The 22431-nt window shown below is 72.6% G+C and carries 22 protein-coding genes; 10 read left to right on the top strand and 12 right to left on the bottom strand.

Annotation, left to right across the window (positions count from 1 at the left end; all coding sequences use genetic code 11):
- Both ACFOVU_RS20405 and ACFOVU_RS20410 read left to right on the top strand, forming a co-directional pair.
- Nucleotides 1-939: ABC transporter permease (locus tag ACFOVU_RS20405; protein ID WP_378536038.1), on the top strand; the 939-nt coding region annotated here is incomplete at its 5' end.
- 10 nt (nucleotides 940-949) lie between these two features.
- A complete protein-coding gene (locus tag ACFOVU_RS20410; RefSeq protein ID WP_378536467.1) occupies nucleotides 950-1963 on the top strand; it encodes an ABC transporter substrate-binding protein in 1014 nt (337 codons plus the stop codon).
- A 48-nt stretch (nucleotides 1964-2011) separates the two neighbouring features.
- Here ACFOVU_RS20410 and ACFOVU_RS20415 read toward each other — a convergent pair whose 3' ends face one another.
- From ACFOVU_RS20415 to ACFOVU_RS20430, 4 genes are read right to left on the bottom strand one after another with little or no spacing between them, the layout of a single operon-like run.
- Entirely contained in the window at nucleotides 2012-2905 is an 894-nt protein-coding gene (locus ACFOVU_RS20415) for a carbohydrate ABC transporter permease (RefSeq protein WP_378536040.1), read from the bottom strand.
- Complete coding sequence (locus ACFOVU_RS20420; RefSeq protein ID WP_378536042.1) at nucleotides 2902-3837, bottom strand: carbohydrate ABC transporter permease; 936 nt, start codon at nucleotides 3835-3837, stop codon at nucleotides 2902-2904. The genes ACFOVU_RS20415 and ACFOVU_RS20420 overlap by 4 nt, the downstream gene beginning before the upstream one ends.
- On the bottom strand, nucleotides 3834-5189 hold the full coding sequence (locus ACFOVU_RS20425) for an ABC transporter substrate-binding protein (RefSeq protein ID WP_378536044.1): 1356 nt from the start codon (nucleotides 5187-5189) through the stop codon (nucleotides 3834-3836). The genes ACFOVU_RS20420 and ACFOVU_RS20425 overlap by 4 nt, the downstream gene beginning before the upstream one ends.
- A gap of 39 nt (nucleotides 5190-5228) precedes the next feature.
- A complete protein-coding gene (locus tag ACFOVU_RS20430; protein ID WP_378536046.1) occupies nucleotides 5229-6236 on the bottom strand; it encodes a zinc-dependent alcohol dehydrogenase family protein in 1008 nt (335 codons plus the stop codon).
- Nucleotides 6237-6473: 237 nt separating this feature from the next.
- On the opposite strand from ACFOVU_RS20430, the gene ACFOVU_RS20435 reads away from it, so the two are divergent.
- The 3 genes from ACFOVU_RS20435 to ACFOVU_RS20445 all read left to right on the top strand — a co-directional run bounded on the left by ACFOVU_RS20435 (nucleotide 6474) and on the right by ACFOVU_RS20445 (nucleotide 9520).
- Nucleotides 6474-7388: a sugar-binding transcriptional regulator gene (locus tag ACFOVU_RS20435; protein ID WP_378536469.1), complete on the top strand. Its 915-nt coding sequence runs from the start codon at nucleotides 6474-6476 to the stop codon at nucleotides 7386-7388.
- 217 nt (nucleotides 7389-7605) lie between these two features.
- Nucleotides 7606-8997: a xylulokinase gene (xylB, locus tag ACFOVU_RS20440; protein WP_378536048.1), complete on the top strand. Its 1392-nt coding sequence runs from the start codon at nucleotides 7606-7608 to the stop codon at nucleotides 8995-8997.
- Between the two features lie 190 nt (nucleotides 8998-9187).
- Nucleotides 9188-9520 (top strand): hypothetical protein, encoded by a 333-nt coding sequence (locus ACFOVU_RS20445; protein WP_378536050.1) that lies wholly within the window; start codon nucleotides 9188-9190, stop codon nucleotides 9518-9520.
- A gap of 120 nt (nucleotides 9521-9640) precedes the next feature.
- Here ACFOVU_RS20445 and ACFOVU_RS20450 read toward each other — a convergent pair whose 3' ends face one another.
- Nucleotides 9641-9871 (bottom strand): hypothetical protein, encoded by a 231-nt coding sequence (locus ACFOVU_RS20450; protein ID WP_378536052.1) that lies wholly within the window; start codon nucleotides 9869-9871, stop codon nucleotides 9641-9643.
- Between the two features lie 38 nt (nucleotides 9872-9909).
- Nucleotides 9910-11019, bottom strand: a complete 1110-nt coding sequence (locus ACFOVU_RS20455) for a baeRF2 domain-containing protein (RefSeq protein WP_378536054.1) — start codon at nucleotides 11017-11019, stop codon at nucleotides 9910-9912.
- 195 nt (nucleotides 11020-11214) lie between these two features.
- Between ACFOVU_RS20455 and ACFOVU_RS20460 the strand changes: the two genes are divergently transcribed.
- Complete coding sequence (locus ACFOVU_RS20460; RefSeq protein ID WP_378536056.1) at nucleotides 11215-11394, top strand: hypothetical protein; 180 nt, start codon at nucleotides 11215-11217, stop codon at nucleotides 11392-11394.
- Nucleotides 11395-11481: 87 nt separating this feature from the next.
- On the opposite strand, the gene purL is transcribed toward ACFOVU_RS20460, so the two are convergent.
- From purL to purS, 5 genes are all read right to left on the bottom strand, one after another.
- Nucleotides 11482-13779 (bottom strand): phosphoribosylformylglycinamidine synthase subunit PurL, encoded by a 2298-nt coding sequence (gene purL, locus ACFOVU_RS20465; protein ID WP_378536059.1) that lies wholly within the window; start codon nucleotides 13777-13779, stop codon nucleotides 11482-11484.
- 70 nt (nucleotides 13780-13849) lie between these two features.
- A complete protein-coding gene (locus tag ACFOVU_RS20470; protein WP_378536061.1) occupies nucleotides 13850-14350 on the bottom strand; it encodes a hypothetical protein in 501 nt (166 codons plus the stop codon).
- A 40-nt stretch (nucleotides 14351-14390) separates the two neighbouring features.
- On the bottom strand, nucleotides 14391-15098 hold the full coding sequence (purQ, locus tag ACFOVU_RS20475) for a phosphoribosylformylglycinamidine synthase subunit PurQ (protein WP_378536063.1): 708 nt from the start codon (nucleotides 15096-15098) through the stop codon (nucleotides 14391-14393).
- Between the two features lie 169 nt (nucleotides 15099-15267).
- Nucleotides 15268-15708: an ATP-binding protein gene (locus ACFOVU_RS20480; protein ID WP_378536065.1), complete on the bottom strand. Its 441-nt coding sequence runs from the start codon at nucleotides 15706-15708 to the stop codon at nucleotides 15268-15270.
- 109 nt (nucleotides 15709-15817) lie between these two features.
- Nucleotides 15818-16060, bottom strand: a complete 243-nt coding sequence (gene purS / locus ACFOVU_RS20485) for a phosphoribosylformylglycinamidine synthase subunit PurS (protein WP_378536067.1) — start codon at nucleotides 16058-16060, stop codon at nucleotides 15818-15820.
- A gap of 268 nt (nucleotides 16061-16328) precedes the next feature.
- Between purS and ACFOVU_RS20490 the strand changes: the two genes are divergently transcribed.
- The 4 genes from ACFOVU_RS20490 to ACFOVU_RS20505 all read left to right on the top strand — a co-directional run bounded on the left by ACFOVU_RS20490 (nucleotide 16329) and on the right by ACFOVU_RS20505 (nucleotide 20926).
- A complete protein-coding gene (locus ACFOVU_RS20490) occupies nucleotides 16329-16928 on the top strand; it encodes a sigma-70 family RNA polymerase sigma factor (protein ID WP_378536068.1) in 600 nt (199 codons plus the stop codon).
- Between the two features lie 414 nt (nucleotides 16929-17342).
- Complete coding sequence (gene pdhA, locus ACFOVU_RS20495) at nucleotides 17343-18458, top strand: pyruvate dehydrogenase (acetyl-transferring) E1 component subunit alpha (RefSeq protein ID WP_378536070.1); 1116 nt, start codon at nucleotides 17343-17345, stop codon at nucleotides 18456-18458.
- Between the two features lie 3 nt (nucleotides 18459-18461).
- Nucleotides 18462-19439, top strand: coding sequence for an alpha-ketoacid dehydrogenase subunit beta (locus ACFOVU_RS20500; protein WP_378536072.1), 978 nt, complete (start codon nucleotides 18462-18464; stop codon nucleotides 19437-19439).
- Nucleotides 19440-19471: 32 nt separating this feature from the next.
- A complete protein-coding gene (locus ACFOVU_RS20505; protein ID WP_378536074.1) occupies nucleotides 19472-20926 on the top strand; it encodes a dihydrolipoamide acetyltransferase family protein in 1455 nt (484 codons plus the stop codon).
- 102 nt (nucleotides 20927-21028) lie between these two features.
- Here ACFOVU_RS20505 and ACFOVU_RS20510 read toward each other — a convergent pair whose 3' ends face one another.
- Nucleotides 21029-22312, bottom strand: coding sequence for a DUF418 domain-containing protein (locus ACFOVU_RS20510; RefSeq protein ID WP_378536076.1), 1284 nt, complete (start codon nucleotides 22310-22312; stop codon nucleotides 21029-21031).
- Nucleotides 22313-22431 lie beyond the last annotated feature (119 nt).

The following is a 22431-nucleotide window of genomic DNA, read 5'->3' on the forward strand; positions in this document are numbered from 1 at the left end:
GGCACCCCCCGCTACATCGTGCCCCGCTACACGCTGCCCGTCCCCGAGAACCCCGCCGCCGTGGCCGCGGCCACCGCTGCGGCGCACGCGGCCGGCGCGACGTCCTGGCCCGATGCGTGGTCGGTGACCGTCGCGGGCCCCCTCAACACCGCCAACGACGCCGTGCAGGGGGCGATCGGCGGCGCCACCGCCGCATCCGGCGACCTGCTGCTGCAATGGGTGCTCAACCCGCTCAGCACCGTGCTCACCGGGTCGCCCTGGTGGCTGGTGGTGCTGGCCGCGGCCGCGTTCGGCGCGGTCTTCGGCGGGTGGCGCACCGCGGTCACCTCGGGCGCCGCGATCGCGGCCACCGGTCTGCTGGGGGTCTGGGACAACAGCATGGACACCCTCTCCCAGGTGCTGGTGGCGGCGGCCGTCACGGTCGCGATCGGCGTGCTCATCGGGATCCTCGCGGCGCGCAGCGACGCGCTCGCCGCCGTCCTGCGTCCGGTCCTGGACGCGATGCAGACCCTGCCGCCCTTCGTCTACCTGATCCCCGCGGTCGCGCTGTTCGGCATCGGGCGGGTCCCCGCTCTCGCGGCCGCGGTCATCTTCGCGCTGCCGCCGGTGATCCGGCTGGTCAACGACGGGATCCGCGGGGTGCCCGCGGGAGCGGTGGAGGCGGCGGTGTCGCAGGGCTCCACCGGCACCCAGATCCTCACGAAGGTGCAGCTCCCGCTGGCGCGGTCGTCGCTGCTGCTCGCGGTGAACCAGGGGATCATGATGGTCCTCGCGATGGTGGTCATGGGCGCCCTGGTCGGCGCCGGATCCCTCGGCTACGACGTCGTGTTCGGCCTCAAGCAGAACCAACTCGGGCTCGGCCTCACCTCAGGGGTGGCGATCGTCTGCCTCGGCCTGGCCCTCGACCGGGTGACCCAGGGACGGAGCAGCCATGGATGACGCGACGCCGATGGGCCCGGCCTCCGCCGCCGGCCGTGCGAGGCCCGCGCCGAGGCGGGGGCGCCGGCTGCGCTCCGCGCTGGTGCGCGCCACCGCCGTTGCGCTCGCGGTCGCGCTCGTGTCGTCGTGCGCCGTGCGCACGACGTCGATGCTGCGCGACCCCGACACCGTGCGCATCGCCCTCAACGGGTGGGTGGGCTACGAGGCCAGCGCCGCCGTGCTCCAGACGCTGCTGGAGGATGAGCTGGGCTACCAGGTCCAGCTGGTGCGGGTCGACGAACAGCCCTCCTGGCAGGCCATGGACCAGGGCGCGGTCGACATGGTCGTGGAGAACTGGGGCCACGAGGACCTGATGGAGCTCTACGGCCCCGAGGGCAACGGCTCCGTCGTCGACGGCGGTTCCACCGGCAATGACGGGACGCTCGGCTGGTACGTGCCCCGCTATCTGGTGGAGCAGTACCCCGGGATCGACACCGTGGAGGGGGTGAAGGAGCACTCCGCCATCTTCGCGACCCCCGAGACCGGCGGCGAGACCGGGCAGTTCCTCGCGGGCGACCCGGCGTTCGTCACCCAGGACCAGGGCATGATCGACCACTTCGGCCTCGACCTGGAGATCGTCTACGCCGGATCGGAGGCCGCGCAGATCACCGAGGTGCGCCAGAGGTACGCCGCCGAGGAGCCCGTGCTCTTCTACTTCTACGAGCCCCAGTGGCTCTTCGAGGAGCTCGACCTCGTGCACGTGGAGTTCCCCGAGTACACCGACGGCTGCGACGCCGACCTCACGGACGTGGCCTGCGACTACCCCTCCTACGACCTCAACAAGATCTTCCGCACGGGGTTCGCGGAGGAGGGCGGCCCGGCCTATGAGCTGCTGAGCAACTGGCAGTGGACCAACGACGACCAGAACGCGGTCGCGAAGATGATCGCCGACCAGGGGATGGACCCGCAGGACGCCGCCGCGGCCTGGGTCGAGGCGAACCCCGAGACGTGGCGTCCGTGGCTGCCCGCCAGCGCCGACCGCTGACAGGCCGCCCCGGCCGCTGCGGCGCACGCCGCAGCGGCCGGGTGGCCGCTACTTCACCGCGCCCATGGACAGGCCGCGCACGAGCTGCCGCTGGGCGATCCAGCCGACGATGACGATCGGCAGCGACACCAGCGTGGCGGCGGCCGACAGCTGGGCCAGGAAGAGCCCCTCGCTGGTCATGAAGCCGACCATGAACACCGGGACCGTCGCCGCCTGCGCGGCGGTCAGGTTCACCGCGAAGAAGAACTCGTTCCAGGAGAAGATCGTGCAGATCAGGGCGGTGGCGGCGATGCCGGGGGCCATGATCGGCAGCATCACCGACCACAGCACCCGGGCCAGGCCGGCGCCCTCCATCTGCGCGGCCTCGACCACCCCCTTGGGCACTTCCAGGAAGAACGAGCGCAGCATCCACACCGCGATCGGCAGGTTCATGGCGGTGTAGAGGATGACCAGCGTCCAGATGTTGTCCAGCATCGCGACCTGGGCGGCGGCCACGTACAGCGGCACGACCACCGCCACCACCGGCAGCATCTTGGTGGAGATGAAGAAGAACAGCGCGTCGCGGGTGCGCCGGATGGGCCGGACCGACAGCGCGTAGGCGGCCGGGACCCCCAGGGCCAGCACCAGCGCGGTGGAGAAGAGCGTGGCGATCGCCGAGTTGCCCAGGTAGGGCAGGAAGTCGGCGCCGATCACCGCGCGGAACTGGTCCAGGGTCGGCGCGAACAGCACCCGGGGCGGGGTCGTCACGGCGTCGCTCTCCTGCTTGAACGCCGTCATGACCAGCCATAGCGCGGGCGAGACGAACACCAGGCCGATCGCCCAGGTGAGCACGGTGAGCGCCGCCCCGCGGGCGCCGTCGCGGCGCCGCCGGGCCGGGGCCGGCGTCCGGCGGGGCGCGGGCCCGGTGCCGGCTGCCGCGCGTGCGGGGGCTGCGGTGGTCACGAGATCCCCTCCTGGGCGGACATGAACGAGCGGAAGATGAGGCGCAGCGCGAGGGTCGCGACGATGATCGTGCCCACGACCACCACGACCCCCATTGCGGCGGACTGGCCGATGTCGAAGCCCAGGAATGCCCGCTGGTAGATGTAGAACGGCAGGTTGGAGCTGGCCGTCCCGGGCCCGCCCTGGGTCATCATGTAGATCGCGTCGAACGTGTTGACCACGTAGATCGACCCCAAGAGCACGCCCAGCTCGATGTAGCGGCGCAGGTGCGGCAGGGTGATCGAGACGAACATCTGCCACCGGCTCGCGCCGTCGACCTGGCCGGCCTCGATGACGTCGCGGCCCTGGCTCTGGAGGCCCGCCAGCACCAGCAGCATCATGAACGGGGTCCACTGCCAGACCAGCGCGGTCACCACGGACACCACCGGGTACTGCGAGACCCAGTCGGTGCCGCCCAGCCCGAACGGGGTGAGCAGGAAGCCGACCAGGCCGAACACCGGGTCGAACATGATGTTCTTCCACAGCAGAGCGGTGGCCACCGGCAGGATCAGGAACGGGGTGATGAGCAGGGTGCGCACCACCCCCCGGCCGAGGAACCTGCGGTCCAGCAGCAGGGCCAGGCCGATGCCCAGCACCATGGCCACCAGGACGCACGACGCGGTGATCAGGATGGTGTTCAGCGCCGCGGTGAGGAACTGCGCGTCGGTGAACACGGCCGCGTAGTTGGCCAGGCCCACGAACGACCGGGAGCCCGGGCGCAGCAGGTTCCACGACTGCACCGAGTAGAACACCGTGAACAGGAACGGCAGCTGGGTCACGACCAGCATGAACACCAGTGCCGGCAGCAGTGGGGCGCGGCGGGACCAGTCGCCGGAGCGCCGTCCGGCCGCCGCCGCGGCCCGGCGGGGCACAGCGGTCGCAGCGCTGCTCATTGGCCCTCCTCCGCGTAGGTGTCGCCGACGCTCTGGGCGTAGCGCTGGCTCTGCTCCAGGGCCTCGTCGACGCTGATCCGGCCCGCGATGGCGGCGCTGAGCTGCTGGCTCACCCGGGTGCCCAGGTCCTGGAATTCGGGGATGGCCAGGAAGCCGATGCCGGTGTAGGGGACCGGGCGTGCCGAGGGGTTCTCGGGGTCGGCGTTCTCGATGCCCGCCAGCATGGGCTCGGCGTAGGCGTCCGCGGCCTGCGCGTACTCCTCGATCTCGAAGGTCGACTGCCGGTTGCCGGGCGGGACGCGCTGCCAGCCGTAGGTCTCGCCCACGGTCTGGATGTAGTCCTTGTCGGTCATCCAGGACAGGAACCGCCACGCCTCGTCCTTGTTCTCGGAGGTCGCGGGGATGCCCAGGGACCAGGTGTAGAGCCAGCCCCCGTAGGCGGTCTCGGCGACCGGGGCGGCCACGTAGCCGCTGTCGCCGACGACCGTGCTGGAGTCGGGGTCCTCGGTGGTGCTGACCATCGCGGTGGAGTCGTAGAACATGGCGGAGTTGCCCTGGCTGTACTGGTTCAGGCAGTCGCCGAACCCGCTGGCGGCGGCGCCGGGCTGGCCGTGCTCACGGACCAGGTCGACGTAGAACTCGGCCGCCTCGCGGAACTCCGGGGACTCCAGCTGTGCGTTCCAGTCCTCGTCGTACCAGCGCCCGCCGAAGGTGTTGAGCACGCTGTTGAACGGGCTCAGGACCTCGCCCCAGCCGGCGAGCCCGCGCAGGCAGATGCCGGAGACCCCGGCTTCGGGGTCGTCCAGCTCGGCCGCCAGCCGGGCGATCTCCGCCCAGGTGGGCTGCTCCGGCATCTCCACCCCGGCCTGCTCGAACAGGTCGCGGCGGTAGGCGACGAAGGAGGACTCCCCGTAGAAGGGGACCGAGTACATGTCGTCCTGGTAGGAGAGGTCCTCGCGGATCGAGGGGATGAAGTCGGCGTCGTCGTAGCCGTCGGTGGCGTCGATGTAGGGCTGGAGGTTCTCCAGCCAGCCGTACTCGGCCCATTGCCGGGTCTCGTAGTTGCTGATCATGACCGCGTCGAACTCGCCGCCACCTGTCGCGATGGAGGTGGTGATCTTGGCGCGGGCCTCGTTCTCGGGCAGGGCGACGAAGTCGAGCTCGATGCCGGGGTTCTCGGCGGTGAACTCCGACCGCAGCGAGATCGCGTCCTGCATCTGCGGGTTGGCGACGATGGCGATCACCAGGCGGGTGCCGTCGCCGGAGCCGGACAGCGCGCCGGCTCCGGCGCAGCCGGTCAGCAGTAGCGCGGCCGATCCCAGCGCGGCGGCCGGGCGCATCAGGGTGCGCATCGGGTCGGTCCTCCTCGGGGGTTCATCGGGTGGCGCCCGTTACCGGAAGGTGTCGCCCGAAGGCACGACCTGGACCTTCACGCCCGCCCCGGACCGCATCAGGTCCAGCGCCGAGGGGAAGTCGGCGAGCGGGAAGGCGTGGCTGAGCAGCGGCTCGGTTTGGACGGTCCCCGAGCCGATCAGGTCCAGGGCGGCGCCGTAGCTGTTGAGGACGGCCATGGAGCCGACGACGGTGATCTCGTCGTTGTAGATGCGGAACGGGGACAGGTCCACGCGGGCGTCGGCCGCGGCGACGCCGAAGACGAGCAGCCGCCCGCCGCGGCGCAGCGCGCCGAACGCGGCCTCGATGGCCTGCGGTGCGCCCGTGGCGTCGGCGGCGGCGTCGAACTGCTCGCCGTCCAGCGCGGCGACGTCGGTGGCGGTCGCGGCCGCCCCGAGCGCGGCGGCGGTCTTCAGCCGCTCGGCGTTGCGGTCGACCACGGTGACGTCGGCGCCGCCCTTGCGCAGGAGCTGGAGGAGCAGCAGGCCCATGGTGCCGGCGCCGATGAGCAGGAAGCGCTCGCCGGCGTGGACCCCGATGCGGTGCACGCCGTGCACCGCGCAGGAGAGGGGCTCGACGATGGCGGCCTCGCGGAAGGTCATCCCTTCGGGCATCCGGTGGCAGTTGACCGCGGGGGCGGCGACGTACTCGGCGAACGCGCCGTCGACGGTGTCGCCGATCGCGCCCCAGTTGGCGCACAGGTTCCCGCGGCCGGCCCGGCAGAACGAGCAGTGGCCGCAGAAGAGCGACGGGTCGACGGCGACCCGGTCGCCCACCCGCAGGCCGCCGGGGGCGTCGGAGCCGACCGCGACGATCTCGCCGGCGAACTCGTGGCCGGGCACCAGCGGGTAGGGGCTGGGCGGGAACTCGCCGTCGGCGATGTGCAGGTCGGTGCCGCAGATCCCGCAGGCGCCCACCTGGATGACGACCCCGTCTGCGGCAGGGGTGGGGTCGGGGCGCTCCCCGACGCCGATCTTTCCAGGCTGCTCGATGATCGCTGCGCGCACAGCGGCTCCTCACGTCATGGTTCGGGCCCCACCGCCATCCGGGGCTTGCTCATATGAGCGATGGGGTCACACATGTGATTCAGCTCATTGAAAGCCCGCGGGAAGCGGAATGTCAACGTATGATTCACGGATGAGCATGATTGGACTCACATGAGCGATCCGGTGGGCGGGCCGCCCGACGACGGCGCCGGGGCATCGGCGGGCACCGAGAAGTCCCTGGTCAAGGGTCCGGCGGAGCTGGTGCTCGTGTCGGCGATCGCCCGGCGCTTCTACCTCGACGGGCGCTCCAAGGTCGAGATCGGCGAGGAGTTCGGACTGAGCCGCTTCAAGGTCGCGCGGGCGCTGGAGACCGCGCGCGAGAGCGGCATCGTGCGCATTGACATCCGCCTGCCCGCCCGGCTCGACGCCGAGCTCTCCGACCGGCTGCGCGACGCCTACGGGCTGCGCCGCGCCATCGTGGTGTCGGCATCGGACGACCCCGTCCACAGCCGGCAGCAGATGGGCGCGGTCGCGGCCGACCTGCTGGGCGAGATCGTCACCGCCGACGACGTCCTCGGCCTGGCCTGGGGCCGGACCCTCCAGGTCATGGGGGCCGAACTGACCCGGCTGGCCCGCTGCACCACCGTGCAGCTCAACGGCGTGCTGTCCGCGCGCTCCGACACCGCCGGCTCGGTCGAGACGGTACGCCACGCGGCCCGGCTCTCGGGCGGCCCCGCCTACCCCGTCTATGCGCCGCTGATCCTCCCCGACGCCGCGACCGCGCGCACCCTGCGCGCCGACCCCGGCATCGCCGCCGCGTTCGCCCACTTCGACCGGTTGACCACGGCCGTCGTCGCCATCGGCGGATGGGACGAGCGGTCCTCGACCGTCTTCGAGAGCCTCGACCCCGCGGTACGCGAACGCTGCACCGAGCTGGGGGTGCGCGCCGAAATCTCGGCGCAGCTCTTCGACGCCGACGGCGCCCAGGTCCGCACCGAGCTCGACGAGCGGGTGCTCAGCGTCAGCGCGGACCAGCTGCGCCGCGTGCCCGAGGTCATCGCCGTCGCCGGGGGAGCCCACAAGGCCGAGGCGATCGGCGTGGCCCTGAAGACCGGCCTGATCTCCACGCTGGTGACCGACGCCGCCGCCGCGCGGGCCCTGGCGCCTCGCTGATCCCGCCCCAGGGGCGGAGGTGCGCACGGCGGCGCGGTGTGCTCCAATGCACATGTCGGTACCGGACCGATTCGCCCGCCTCTGCGGTGGAACGGCGCGGCCACCTCATGGCGCGCGGCGCGGCCCCGGTGCCGGACCGGGCCTCGCCGGGCGACCGGCTGCCGGGACCCGGGCGTGGTGTGAGCGGACGCGGACAGCGGATTGGTGGCGGACGGCCATGGGACTTGTCGCCGGTGTGGACTCCTCGACCCAGTCGTGCAAGGTCGTCATCCGGGACGGCTCGACCGGGCGGCCGGTGCGCAGCGGGCGGGCCGACCACCCGGACGGGACCGAGACCGACCCCGCCCACTGGTGGGCGGCGCTCCAGAAGGCCCTCGACGAAGCGGGCGGGCTCGACGGCGTCGACGCCATCAGCATCGCCGGCCAGCAGCACGGCATGGTCTGCCTGGACGAGGACGGCGCCGTCGTCCGCCCGGCGCTGCTGTGGAACGACACGCGCTCGGCACAGGCCGCCGCCGACCTCGTCGCCGAACTGGGCGCGGACCACTGGGCCGACGCCGTCGGCCTGGTGCCGGTGGCCTCGTTCACCGTCACCAAGCTGCGCTGGCTCGCCGAGCACGAGCCGGGCAACGCCGCGCGCACCGCGGCCGTCTGCCTGCCGCACGACTGGCTGACCTGGAAGCTGTCGGGCTCCACCGACCTCGCCGACCTCGCCACCGACCGGTCCGACGCATCGGGCACCGGCTACTTCGACGGCCGCTCGGACACCTACCGCCGCGACCTGCTCGTTCGCGCGCTCGGCCACGATGCGCTGCTGCCCGAGGTCGCCGCGCCCGCCGCCGCCCGCCCGGGCCCCGGCGGCGTTCTGATCGGCCCCGGAGCCGGCGACAACGCGGCGGCGTCGCTCGGCCTGGACGCGGGCGGCGACGTGGTGGTGTCGCTGGGCACGTCGGGCACCGTGTTCGCGCGCTCGGAGCACCGCGCCGCCGACCCCACCGGGGTGGTCGCCGGGTTCTCCGACGCGACCGGCGCGTTCCTGCCCCTGGTCTGCACGCTCAACGCCGCCCGGGTCCTCGACGCCGCCGCACGGATGCTCGGTGTGGGCCTCGGCGAGCTGAGCGACCTCGCCCTCGCCGCGCCGCCCGGGGCCGAGGGGCTCACGTTCGTCCCCTACCTGGAGGGCGAGCGCACACCCGACCTGCCCGATGCGACCGGCGCCCTGCACGGCCTCACCCTGGCCAACTCCACCCGGGAGAACCTGGCGCGCGCCGCGGTCGAGGGGATGCTCAGCGGGCTCGCGGTCGGCCTGGAGGCGCTGGCCGCCCAGGGGGTGCACGCCGAGGGCGTGCGGCTGATCGGCGGCGCGGCCCGGTCCGAGGCGGTGCGCCGGATCGCCCCCGCGGTGTTCGGCGTCCCGGTGCTGGCTCCGGCGCCCGGCGAGCGCGTCGCCGACGGCGCCGCCCGGCAGGCCGCCTGGGTCCTGAGCGGCGCGGACGCCCCGCCGCAGTGGGCCGACCCCGCCGGTGCGGCGGAGTCCTACGAGGCGCCGCCCACCCCCGGCCTGCGCGAGCGCCACGCCGAGGCGTCGGCGAAGTACCTGCCCCGCTGAGCTGAGCGCGGAGCGCCGCGTCCGGTGCCGGTGGGCCGCCCTTTTCCCATGCGGGCCGGGATGTACACGTGCCCGGGCGAATGTGAGCCCGGAATTGGGCCCGGGGGCCCTGTGCACTCCCAAGGGGCCGCACCCAGGATGGTGGAGTCGGGCCTTCATGGCATCGCCCACGCAGTGGGGAGGACAAGGCGTGCGACGGGTGCAGCGCGCCGATTCGGGCGGATTCCAGGTGAAATTCGTGCTGTTCATGGTGATGGTGGTGGCTGCGGTGGTCTTCGGCCTTCCGCAAAAGGCGGCGTCGTTCCTCGACTCCGTCCTCTGCCCTCTCCGCGGCGGCGCCGACTGCGAATCCGTTGAAGCGGTGAATGACGTCGACGATCCCCTGGATCCCGAACAGGACGCGTTCCCACCGGCACAGGAACAGGATCCCTTCGCCCCCACAGGGGACGGCGAGGAGACCTGGCCGGAGGCGTTCGACCGCATTGTGGAGGGGGTGGACGAACTGATGTCCCTTTCCCGCTGATCTCCCGCGACCATCGGCACCGGCGGCGCCGCGGCCAGGGCACCGAGGTTCCTGCACATCCCCGTTCTGGGCAGGAACAACGGGACCCGGCGGGCGCCGCCTTCCGGTGGTCGGCGGGGGTCAGCGCTCGTGGCGCAGCCGCCGGCCGACCCAGTACACGTTGAGGCAGGCCGCGAGGGTGCCGGCCCCCAAGACGATGGCGAGCGGCACCGAGTGCGCCCACACGATCGCCAGCACCGTGCCCACGAGCAGGACCACCGCCCCGAACACGGCCAGGACCAGCCGGAACCCCAATGGGCTGGCCGGACGCTCGTGGCTGCCCAAAGGCCCTTTCAGCCGTCCGCGACGCATGTCCCCTCCTCCGCTCGTCCGTGGCCCCTGTTCCGCGCTCACCCCCTGACCGGTGAGAAGCGCAGCAGTGCCCCCGCCCCATTGTCGGCGTCACCCTGCTCCGGGAGGAGGGTGAACGCCGAGCGCGTGGCCTGGGCGGCGCGCAGGAGCAGCGCGCTCGCCGGGGCCTCCAGCGCCTCCTCGGGCTCGGTGAGTTCGGCGCGGGTCCGCGCCAGCTCCAGCGGGTCGGAGGTCGACGCCCACAGGGTGGGCTCATCTCGGCGGTCGGCGCTCAGCAGCAGCCGCCCCACCCCGCCTGACCGCAGCGCCGCCGCGGTGTCGGCGAACCCCTGGACGGCGAGGCCTGGGTGCTCCAGGTCGCCGAGGAAGTCCAGCACCACCCCGGCGCGCAGCGCCACGGCGGTCTCCCGCAGCCCCTGCTCCACCACGCTGCGCAGCTCGGCCATCGCGCCGGGGCCGCCGCGGCCGCCCGCCCGCACCTCGACCAGCACCCGCCGGGTGCGCTCCGACAGGTGGTCACGGAGCAGACCGGCCGCGCGCTCGTCGCCGCCGAGGAAGACCACCCCGGCGCCGACCTCGTCCACCGCCTTCTCGACCTCGCGGGCCGTCGCGGCGGCGTCGTCGGACCACACCCCTTCGGCGCGGCGGCGGTGGCGCCTTTGCCGCCGGCCGCCCCCGCGCACCCTGCTGATGTGCAGGGTCGCCCCGTTGAAGTGCCGCTCCTGGGCGGGGCCGCCGTGCTCCGGGTAGGCGTGGATGTCGGCGCCCGAACGGCCGGCGGCGACGAACACGTAGGCGAGCGCGTCGTCGAGGTCGGCCACCAGTTCGATCGGGTCGGCGACCGGCCACCACGACGCACGGTCCTGTGCCGGCGGCTTCGACAGGGTGTAGGCCGCGACCAGCTCGCCGCCGGCCGCGAACAGCGCCTCGCCCTGGGGGCCCGGCACGCCGGCCGCACCGCCCACTGCGCCGTCGAGGGCCCTCAAGGTCGCCTCATCGGCGCCCCGGTCCTTCAGCCCTTCACGCAGCGCCCGCCAGCGCAGGCTTATCGCGTGCGGGGCGTCGGACGCGCCGCGCGTGGTGTCGAGGTAGACGGTGGCGACCGGGCCGGTCGCGCGGTACAGAGGTTCGAGGAATCCGAGTTCCATGGCGTGCGGGTCCGCCGCCCGTGGCGGGTGGCGGCCCGGCTTCACCTCCCTGGTGCCTCTCGCGGCCCATGGCCGCCCACTGCCCGCGACGGCACGGCCCATGCGGGGCGCGCGCCGTGTGTTTGGGCTGCGGCCCGGCCGGGTAGCGAGCGGTCTCCGAGGGATCACCGCAGATCATCGAAGGGGGACGGAGCGATGGAACGCGGAAGCGACAAGCACAGCGCCAAGGTCGACGACGACATGCGCAAGGAGTTCCACAGCGTCCAGCAGGCCAACCGGCCCACCCGCCAGCACGAGGAGCTGGAGGCCGAGCCCCTGGTGGACGACGACGGCCGCCCCGCCACCGACCCCGAGGCCCGCCGCGACGACGAATGACCCCACAACACCTCTGACGACGGACGGCCGTGGCCCGGACCCCCGATGGGGAGCCGGGCCACGGCCGTCGTATGTGAGGCCATTCGCCTACTCGGCGTCGAACACCGCCGGCAGGGTCGCCTCGTAGGTGGCGCGCAGGTCGGCCAGCTCGATGTCGAAACCGCCCTCGGGGTGGCGCACCGACAGCGCACGCCCGCCGACCGTGCCGATCTCGGCGGCCGGGACGCCGTGGCGCAGGCACAGCTCGGTGAACGCCGCCTCGGCATCGGGGCGGACGGCCACGACGGCGCGCCCCGCGGACTCGCTGAACAGGGAGACGAACGGGTCGTCGACCCGCACGGAGCAGCCGGTCCCCCCGCGCATCGCCGATTCCGCCAGGGCCACCGCGAGGCCGCCGTCGGACAGGTCGTGCGCCGCCGCTGCCACCCCGTACTCGGCGGCCCCGGCCAGCACCTCGCCCAGCGCCGCCTCGGCCGCGAGGTCCACCTCGGGGGGCAGCCCGCCCAGGTGGCCGTGCACGGTTTCGGCCCACACCGAGCCGCCCAGCTCGTCGCGCGTGGTGCCGAGCAGGAAGATCTTGGCGCCGTCGGTGTCGGGGGTGAATGCGGTGGTCAGCCGGTCGTTGACGTCGTCGATGACGCCCAGGACGCCGATGACGGGGGTCGGGTTGATCGCGACGTCGCCGGTCTGGTTGTAGAAGCTGACGTTGCCGCCGGTGACGGGGGTCCCCAGCTCCTGGCAGGCGTCGGCCAGGCCGCGGGTGGACTCGGCGAACTGCCACATCACCGCGGGGTCCTCCGGGGACCCGAAGTTCAGGCAGTTGGTCACCGCGAGCGGGCGGGCGCCCGTTGCGGCGACGTTGCGGTAGGCCTCGGCGAAGGCCAGCTGGGTGCCGGTGTAGGGGTCGAGCCGGGTGTAGCGGCCGTTGCCGTCGGTGGCCAGCGCGATCCCCCGGTCGGCGTCGTCGCGGATCCGCACCATCCCGCCGTCGTTCGGGGTGGCCAGCACGGTGTTGCCCATGACGTAGCGGTCGTACTGCTGGGTGACCCACGTGGCGTCGCAGACACCGGGGGCGGCCAGGACGCGCAGGACGTGGTCGCGCAGCTCGTCGTCGGACTTGGGCCGGTCGAGCCGGCCGGGGCTGTCGGCCTGAAGGTCGTCCTGGTGGCCGGGCCGGGCGTAGGGCCGCTGATAGACCGGGCCCTCGTCGGAGGCGGTGCGCGGCGGCAGGTCGACCACGGTCTCGCCGTGCCAGGTCATGACCAGCCGGCCGCCGCGGGCGGCCTCGTCGGCGGTGACGTCGGTGACCTCGCCGATCACGGTGGCCAGGATGTTCCACTTGCCGCAGGTGGCCATGAAGTCGTCGAGCCGGCCGGGCTCGACGATCGCCATCATGCGCTCCTGCGACTCGCTCATCAGGATCTCCTCGGGCGTGAGCCGGGAGTCGCGCAGCGGCACCCGGTCCAGCTCGATGCGCATCCCGCCGGTGCCGCCCGCGGCCAACTCGGTGGTGGCGCAGGAGACGCCGGCGGCGCCGAGGTCCTGGATCCCGACCACGAGGTCCTTCGCGAACAGCTCAAGGCTGCACTCGATGAGCAGCTTCTCCATGAACGGGTCGCCGACCTGGACGCTGGGCCGCTTGGCCTGGCTCTCGTCGTCGAAGGTGGCGCTGGCCAGCACCGAGGCGCCGCCGATCCCGTCGGGGCCCGTGGTGGCGCCGAAGAGCACGACCTTGTTGCCCGGGCCGGGGGCCTGGGCGAGCTTGATGTCCTCGTGCTTCAGGACGCCCACGCACAAGGCGTTGACCAGTGGGTTGCCCGCATACCCGGGGGCGAAGCCCAGCTCGCCGCCGATGTTGGGCAGGCCCAGGCAGTTGCCGTAGAACGAGATGCCCGAGACCACGCCGGGCAGGACCCGGCGGGTGTCGGGGGCGTCGACCGGGCCGAAGCGCAGCGCGTCCATGACGGCGATGGGCCGGGCGCCCATGGTGAGGATGTCGCGGACGATGCCGCCGACCCCGGTGGCCGCGCCCTGATGCGGCTCGACGTAGGAGGGGTGGTTGTGCGACTCGATCTTGAAGGTGACGGCGTGGCCGTCGCCGACGTCGACCACCCCGGCGTTCTCGCCCATGCCGACGAGCAGCGCGTCGTTCTCGGGCGCCTTCTCGCCGAACTGGCGCAAGTGCACCTTGGAGCTCTTGTAGGAGCAGTGCTCGCTCCACATGACCGAGTAGATGGCCAGCTCGGCGGCCGTGGGGCGGCGGCCCAGGATCTCGCGGACCCGCGCGTACTCGTCATCGGCCATGCCGAGCTCGGCGTAGGGCTGCGGGGCCTCCGGTGTGCTCTCGGCCGTCCTGACCGTGTCGAGCCGTGCTGATTCGGGCATGCGGTGTCCGTTCGGGGTGCTGGTGCTGTTCATGCGCGGTGGTCCGGGCGGTGTTTCTGGGCCCGGCGGGTCACGGAACGGGTTCCTGGGCGTGGCCGAGCATCAGCCCCGCCGTGGAGCCTTGGACGAAGGGGTCGGTGCTGCCCTGGAGCAGGACGCTGCCGTTGGTCAGGTAGCTCTCGGCCATCGGCACGTCGTCGACGTCCTCCACACCCGGGGGCGGGACCCGCGCCCACCCCTCGTCGAGCAGGTGGCCGTAGACGGTGTCGATCATCTCGGTGGCGTCGGCGGAGTCGTCCTCGGCGGTGATGCCCACGAGCCGGTAGCACTCGCCGTTCTGGCACTGCTCGCCGAGATCGGAGTAGGCGGCACCGCCCGGCGCCTCGCCGATGGCGTCGAGCGGCGGCGCGGGAGCCCCCGAGGGGGTTTCGCCGGCTCCGGCGGCGGGGTCGGGCTGCGGCGGGGCGTTCAACGCGTTGAACAGGCCGACCGCCCCCGTTGCCACCAGGCCGAGGGTCACCAGCGCGGCCGTGATGTACATGGTCGCCCGTGAGCGCAGCAGGGCCAGCATCGTGGGAACGCCCCCCAGGGGTGTCGCGGGGTCGGGTGGGTCAGCCGGTCGGGGCGCCCGCCAGCGGGGAGCCCTCGGCCAGGTGCGCCAGAAGTGAGGTGAAGAACCCCAGGCCGTCGGTCGAGGGGCCGGTCAGCGCCTCGACGGCGTGCTCGGGGTGCGGCATGAGCCCGACGACGTTGCCGTGCTCGTTGGTGACCCCCGCGATGTCGCGCTGCGACCCGTTGGGGGCGGTGCCGGCGTAGCGGGCCACGATCCGGCCGGCGGCCTCGAGCTCGTCGAGGGTGCCGGGGTCGGCGACGTAGTTGCCCTCGCCGCTCTTGAGGACGACCAGGATCTCCTGGCCGGGGGTGTAGCGGTTGGTCCACGCGGTACCGGTGGCCTCGATGCGCAGCACCTGGTCGCGGTTGATGAAGTGCAGCGACCGGTTGCGGGTGAGCGCGCCGGGCAGCAGGTGGCTCTCGCAGAGGATCTGGAAGCCGTTGCAGATCCCCAGGACCGGCAGGTTGCCCGACGCGGCGGCCGGCACCAGCTCGGTCATGATGGGTGCGAACCGCGCGATCGCGCCGCAGCGGAGGTAGTCGCCGTAGGAGAAGCCGCCGGGCAGGACCACGGCGTCGACACCCTTGAGGTCGGCGTCGCCGTGCCAGAGGGCGACCGGTTCGGCTCCGGCGATGCGGACCGCGCGTGCGGCGTCCCTGTCGTCGAGGGAACCGGGGAAGGTGACGACGCCCACACGGGCTGTCATGGGCACTCTCCGAAGGAGGTCGGCGGGAGTCGGGGCGGAGGCGGCCGTCGCGGCCGACGCTTCCGCACACGAGGTTACCCTCTGACCTCGCCTCCCGGCGCCGCCAGGTGCGGATACACCCGGCGGCGGTTTCCGCGCCCCTACAGGCGCGGATACATGAGGTGCTGACTCAGCACAGAACGACCTCCGGCCGGCCCTGCTCCGCGGAGTCGAGCCCGTGTCGCAGGTGCGTGCTCAGCCGCACGGTGGTGCGGCCGTCGCCCGCGCCGTGGAAGGCGACCTCGTCGACCAGCTCCCGCATCATGAGAATGCCCCTGCCCGACTCGGAATCGAGTGCCGGGAGGGGCACCGTGGCCGCGCTGAACGCGGGCCCGCTATGGCTGATCTCCAAGACGCACGTCCGGGAGTCGAGGTGTGTGCTGACCGTGTACTCCCGGGCGGGAGCGCCGTGGTCGACGGCGTTGCTGCACGCCTCCGACGCCGCCAGCTGGATCTTGAATGCGCAGTCGTCGCAGATCCCGTTCGCGCGAAGCGCCTCGCCGAGGAAGTCCCGCATGACGGCGACGGTGTAGGCCTCGCGTGGGAGTGCGATCTCGAATCTCACGTCCATTGGCAACAGTCCCCCACGAGCGTGTCTTCTCTCTGGGGAGAGTTCCCGAGGAAGGTCCGGCGAAACCGTCCTGAAGTGGACATGGGGCAGGTAGGGGCCGATGCAGGGGCTACTCGACGCGGAGGTCGAAGTCCTCGATGACGGGGTTGGCGAGTAGTGTTTCGGCAAGGCGCCGGACGTCGGCCAGCTTGGCGTCGTCGACCTCGCCGTCGACCTCGACCTCGAAGCGCTTGCCCTGGCGGACCTGGTCGATGCCGTCGAATCCGAGGCGCCCGCAGGCACCCACGATCGCCTGCCCCTGGGGGTCCAGGATCTCCGGCTTGAGCATGACGTCAACGACGACGCGGGCCACGGGTCCTCCACAGTTGTGTGCCGCACTTCACTGCCACGGGCTGGCGCCTTCCGCATGCCTGGGAAGGAGCAGGGAAAGCGTACGACACCTGCGCACATGCCGCCGACCGGCGGGGATCGCAAGGGGTTCTTTACCGCACCTTCACGTGCCCCGGGACAAGATCCGGCCTTTCGTGACACTCATCACGTAGGTCGGAGACATCAACAAGCGGCGTTCCATACGTCTATCAGAGAGAAGCGCATCATCAGGTCGTCCCTAAGGGGGAAATTTGGCGACCATCGAACGACAGCGCGAGAGCGCGGAGACGGAGACCCAGGACCTGGACTTCGTCACGGCCGTCACGCCGTACGCGGACCAGCTGTACCCGACCGCGCTGCGCATGACCCGCAACACCGCCGACGCCGAGGACCTGGTCCAGGAGACCTTCGCCAAGGCGTTCGCGAACTTCCACCAGTTCCGCGCCGGGACCAACCTGCGGGCCTGGCTCTACCGCATCCTCACCAACACTTTCATCAACGGCTACCGCAAGAAGCAGCGCGAGCCGCGCCAGGACTCCACCGACGAGATCAAGGACTGGCAGCTCGCGGCGGCCGAGACCCACGCCTCCTCCGGGTCGCGCTCGGCCGAGACCGAGGTGCTCGACCACCTGCCCGACTTCGCCATCCGCCAGGCGCTGGCGCAGCTGCCGGAGGAGTTCCGGCTCGTCGTCTACCTCATCGACATCGAGGGCTACTCCTACAAGGAGGTGGCGGCCCGCATGGGCACGCCGCTGGGCACCGTGATGTCGCGTCTGCACCGCGCCCGCCGGCAGCTGCGCGAGCAGCTCGCGGACTACGCCCGCGAGCGCGGGTTCGCCGTGGCGGCCTAAGGGCCGCCCCCGCGAGGGGCGGTGGCGCCCCCGCCCCGCCGGCGCGCCGGGCCGTGCGGCCCCGCCGGCCGGAGTCTCGCGACTCCGCTACACACGGTGACCTTCTCCCCGTTGCTCCGTCACCGTTCCCGGAAGCGCGCGGGCCCGCGCCCGCCATTCGTCGGACGTCCGAATTTTTCCTCGGACGGCCTTGAAAATGCTTGGAAGTCCTGGTAGTTGCGCTTTCCGGGTTCTCAGGGATCATGAGGCGACAGCCGAAAAGGTGCCGCTGAGGGCTTGCGCCGAACGTGGTGAGTTCTGTCACGATGTCGGTAGGGCTGCCCGTGCGAACCCGTTACCCCGGGTGATCGGGCAGAGATCCGGCCGATCAGCGGCACCCCGCGAAGTCGGCCCTGAGAACCCGAGGAGCGACAGGTGTCGAACAACACCGCGCATGAGGAACCGGAGCTCGTCCAGCTCCTGACCCCCGATGGGAAGCTGAAGGACCACCCCGACTACCCGCTCGACATCAGCGCCGAAGACGTCCGCGCCCTCTACCGCGACCTCGTGCTCGTGCGCCGCATCGACACCGAGGCGGTGGCGCTCCAGCGCCAGGGCGAACTGGGCCTGTGGGCCTCGCTGCTGGGCCAGGAAGCGGCGCAGATCGGCTCCGGGCGCGCCCTGCGCCCCGACGACGTGGCCTTCCCCTCCTACCGTGAGCACGGCGTGGCGTGGTGCCGCGGCGTCGAGCCGCGGTCCCTGCTCAGCACCTGGCGCGGGACCACCAACGGCGGGTGGGACCCCCACGAGCACAACTTCCACCTCTACACCATCGTCATCGGAGCGCAGACCCTGCACGCCACCGGCTATGCCATGGGCGTGCAGCGCGACGGCGCGGTCGGCGACGACGGCACCGCGGTCATCACCTACTTCGGCGACGGCGCCACCAGCCAGGGCGACACCAACGAGGCGTTCAACTTCGCCGCGGTGAACAACGCCCCCGTCGTCTTCTTCTGCCAGAACAACCAGTGGGCCATCTCCGCTCCCGGCGAGCGCCAGGCCCGAGGGCCGCTCTACCGCCGCGCCGCCGGGTTCGGCTTCCCCGGAGTGCGGATCGACGGCAACGACGTCTTCGCCTCGCTGGCGGTCACCCGCGCCGCGCTCCAGCACGCCCGCGAGGGGCAGGGCCCGACCCTGATCGAGGCGTTCACCTACCGCATGGGCGCCCACACCACCAACGACGACCCCACCCGCTACCGCGTCTCGGCTGAGCTGGAGGAGTGGAAGGCCAAGGACCCCATCACGCGGGTGCGCGCCTACCTGGAGGGCGAGGGGCTCGCCGACGACGCTTTCTTCGGCGCGATCGACGACGAGGCCGACCGCCTCGGCGAGGACGTGCGCCGCGAGTGCCGCGCGCTGCCCGACCCCGAGCCGCTGGACATCTTCCGCGAGGTCTACGCGGAGCCCAACGTCCACATCGAACGCCAGCGCGCGGAGTTCGCCGACTACCTGGCCTCCTTCGAGGACGCCGCCGCGGAAGGGGCCCGGTAAGCCATGACCACCCTCACGATCGGCAAGGCGATCAACGCGGGCCTGCGCCGCGCCATGGAGAACGACCCCAAGGTGCTGGTCATGGGCGAGGACGTCGGCAAGCTGGGCGGCGTGTTCCGTGTGACCGACCAGCTCTACAAGGACTTCGGCGCCGACCGCGTCATCGACACCCCCCTCGCGGAGTCGGGCATCATCGGCACCGCCATCGGCCTGGCGCTGCGCGGCTACCGCCCGGTGTGCGAGATCCAGTTCGACGGCTTCTTCTTCCCCGCCACCAACCAGACCTTCACCCAGCTCGCCAAGTTGCGGCGCCGCTCCGAGGGGGCCTTGAGCATCCCGGTCGTCGTGCGCATCCCCTACGGCGGCGGGATCGGCGCGGTCGAGCACCACAGCGAGTCCCCCGAGGCGTACTTCGCCCACACCGCCGGGCTGCGGGTCGTCACGGTCGCCAACGCCGTGGACGCCTACTGGATGATCCAGCAGGCGATCGTCTCCGACGACCCCGTGGTGTTCTTCGAGCCCAAGCGCCGCTACTACGACAAGGCCGACATCGACACCGAGGCCGGCCTCGGGTCGGCCGCGCCCATGGGCGCGGCGCGCGTGGCCCGCCCCGGCACCGACATCACGCTGCTCGCCTACGGCCCCATGGTCAAGACCGCCCTCCAGGCCGCCGAGGCCGACCCCGACCACGACATCGAGGTCATCGACCTGCGCTCGCTCGCGCCCGTCGACTACGACACCGTCGAGGAGTCCGTGCGCCGCACCGGCCGCCTGGTGGTCACCCACGAGGCGCCCGTCAGCCACGGCGTGGGCGCCGAGATCGCCGCGCGGATCACCGAGTCCTGCTTCTACCACCTGGAGGCCCCCGTCATCAGGGTCGGCGCGTTCGACACCCCCTACCCGCAGTCCCGGCTGGAGGAGCACTACCTGCCCGACCTGGACCGGGTACTCGACGGCGTCGACCGCGCGTTCGCGTTCTAGGGCAACCGGGATTCAGGGAGGCAGGCGAACAGGTGAACACGGTTCAGCGAGGTGTGCGGGAATTCCGGCTGCCCGACGTCGGCGAGGGTCTGGTCGACGCGGAGATCCTGCAATGGTTCGTGCAACCCGGCGACGAAGTCGCCATCAATCAGGTGATCTGCGAGATCGAGACCGCCAAGGCCGCTGTGGAGCTGCCCAGCCCCTACGCCGGGACGGTGCACGCGGTGCTCGTGGAGGCGGGGCGGACGGTCGACGTCGGCACCCCGATCATCTCCGTCGACGACGGAACGGGGGGCGACACCGTCGGCGAGCCCGAGGAGGTCCGCGAGAAGCCGCTCGTGGGCTACGGCGAGAAGGCCGCCTCGACCCGGCGGCGCCCGCGCCGGCGCCCCGGTGCCTCGGCTACCGGGGACGCGGAGCGCGGTGGCGGTGCCGCCGCGCAGGCGGGCGACGCGGCTTCGGAGCGGGCGCAGCAGCCCGTCCCTGAGGCCCCCGCGCTGGTACGGCGGTCCGCGCCCGAGGCCCCCGCCGCCCCGGTGGCCTCCGCACCGTCGGCCGCGCCTGTCGCGGCGGTCAACGGCGGTGCGGTGACGGTGCTCGCCAAGCCCCCGGTGCGCAAGCTCGCCAAGGACCTCGGGGTCGACCTGCGGTCGGTCGCCCCCACGGGCAAGGGCGGGGTCATCACCCGCGACGACGTCCAGCGGGCCGCGGAGCCCGCCGCGCCGCCGGCCGCGGAGGAGGCCCCGGCCGCCCCCGAACCGGTGGGGGCACCGGCGACGGGCGCGCGCGAGACCCGCACCCCGATCAAGGGCGTGCGCAAGCACACCGCGGCGGCGATGGTGCACAGTGCCTTCACCGCACCGCACGCCACCGAGTTCCTCCAGGTCGACGTCACCAAGACGATGAAGGCCGTGCGCAAGCTGCGCGAACGCCCGGAGTTCGCCGGGCTCAAGGTCTCGCCGCTGCTGCTCGTCGCCCGCGCGCTGCTCACCGCCGTGCGCAGGTACCCGGAGGTCAACGCCTCGTGGGACGACGACGCGCAGGAGATCGTCGTCAAGCACTACGTCAACCTGGGGATCGCGGCGGCGACGGAGCGCGGGCTGGTCGTCCCCAACATCAAGGACGCCCACGCCAAGGCGCTCCCGCAGCTGGCGGCCGACCTCCAGGAACTCACCGCCACCGCCCGCGCGGGCCGGACCGCCCCGGCCGATATGAGCGGCGGCACCATCACCGTCACCAACATCGGCGTGTTCGGCGTCGACGCGGGGACCCCCATCCTCAACCCGGGTGAAGCCGCCATTCTCGCCTGCGGGCAGATCCGCGACCTGCCGTGGGTGCACAAGGGGGAGCTGGCGGTGCGCAAGGTCACCACCCTGTCGCTCTCCTTCGACCACCGCCTGGTCGACGGCGAACTGGGCTCCAAGGTCCTGCGCGACGTCGGCGCGATGCTGGAGGACCCCAAGACGACCGCCCTCATCTGGGGCTGAGCGCCCCCATAGCCCGGCCCAGGGGCCGCCCCCTCCGGGGGCGGCCCCTTCTGCGTGCGCGGAGGCGCCGGGCGAGGCCGCGGGAACGGGCCCTGCCGTCCGTCACGGCTGTGATGCAGCGGGGGCCGGGGCGGGCTCTCGTGGGCGCTCGGCGCGGCCGTAGACGAGGCGGCGCAGCAGGGCCTCGGCGGGACCGCGCCGCCCCTTGCGCTCCAGCAGGAGGGCGCCGGCGACGGTGAGCAGCCAGACGCCGGAGGCGAACAGCGCCATGGTGGCGCTGCCCATCGCCGCGCCCAGGCCCAGCCCCCACGCCGCCAGCACCGGCGCGAACACCAGCGAGTGGGCGAGATAGCAGGACAGCGACCGCTTGCCGACCGCGGCGACCGCGGTGACGGCCGTGCCGCTGCGGATGCGCGGCGGCATCGCGCGGCAGGCCAGGGCGACCACGGCGACGTAGCCGAGCCCGCCGAACACGCCGGTCACCGTCTGGAGGGCGTAGAACGGGCCCTCCTCCACGACCATGGCCGCCGGGACGTCGAGGACGCCCACGTGCGCGAGGGCCTGGGGCAGGCCGCCCGCCCAGCCCACGGCGACGCCGGTCACGGCGGTCGCGCGCAGCAGCTTCAGGTGCCGTTCGGGCTCCTCCAGCACGCGGTTCCGGGCCGCCCAGAAGCCGAGCAGCATGACGGTGTGGAAGGAGAAGCCGAGCAGGCCGCCGCCGAGCGCCACGAACAGCCAGGTGGCCAGGCGGGTGCCCACGGCGGCGAGTGCGTCGGGCTCGCCGGAGGCGTAGTGGACGGTGCTGGGGATGACGCCGGATCCGTCCGGGTCGCCCGGGACGGTGCCGTAGGAGCCGAGGGCGCTGATCAGGACCAGGAAGGCGAACGCGCCGCCCGCGGCGATGAGCAGGGTGCGGTCGGTGCGGCGGAGGAACAGCGTGCCGATGACCAGGCTCGCGATTCCGTAGGCGCCGAGGATGTCCCCCGCCATCAGCAGGGCGGCGTGCGCGAAGCCGAACACGATCAGCCACATGCCGCGCCGACGCAGCAGCGCGGCCGCGCCGCGCTCAGAGGTGCCGGCCGCCGTCTGGCGGCGGAACAGCTGCATCATCCCGTAGCCGAACAGGAACGCGAACAGCGGGTAGGTGCGCAGGTCCAGGGCGGTGATCATGGCGAACTGCACGGCCCGGTCGAGCGCCGTCCCGTCGACCGGGTGCCAGCCGGTGGGGCCGTGCTGTGCGGCGTAGAGGTGGAAGCCGGTATTGGAGAGCACGATCAGCAGCAGCATCAGCCCACGGGCGAGGTCGGGGGCGAGCACGCGCTCGGCGGGGCGCACGGAGCCGCGCTGTGGCCGCGGTGGCGGCGGGCCGGGCGGATGGTCGGTCATGGGGGCCGTACTCCTCTGTGCGGTGGCGTGGCGGGCAGCGGGGCCGGTCCGGCGGGGCCGGGAGGGTGCAGGTCGCTGGGAACAAACTCCGAACATCGTTCGATATTGCAGATACTCCG

Source organism: Nocardiopsis sediminis, assembly GCF_042650565.1.
In the GTDB taxonomy this organism is placed as follows: Bacteria; Actinomycetota; Actinomycetes; order Streptosporangiales; family Streptosporangiaceae; genus Nocardiopsis_B; species Nocardiopsis_B sediminis.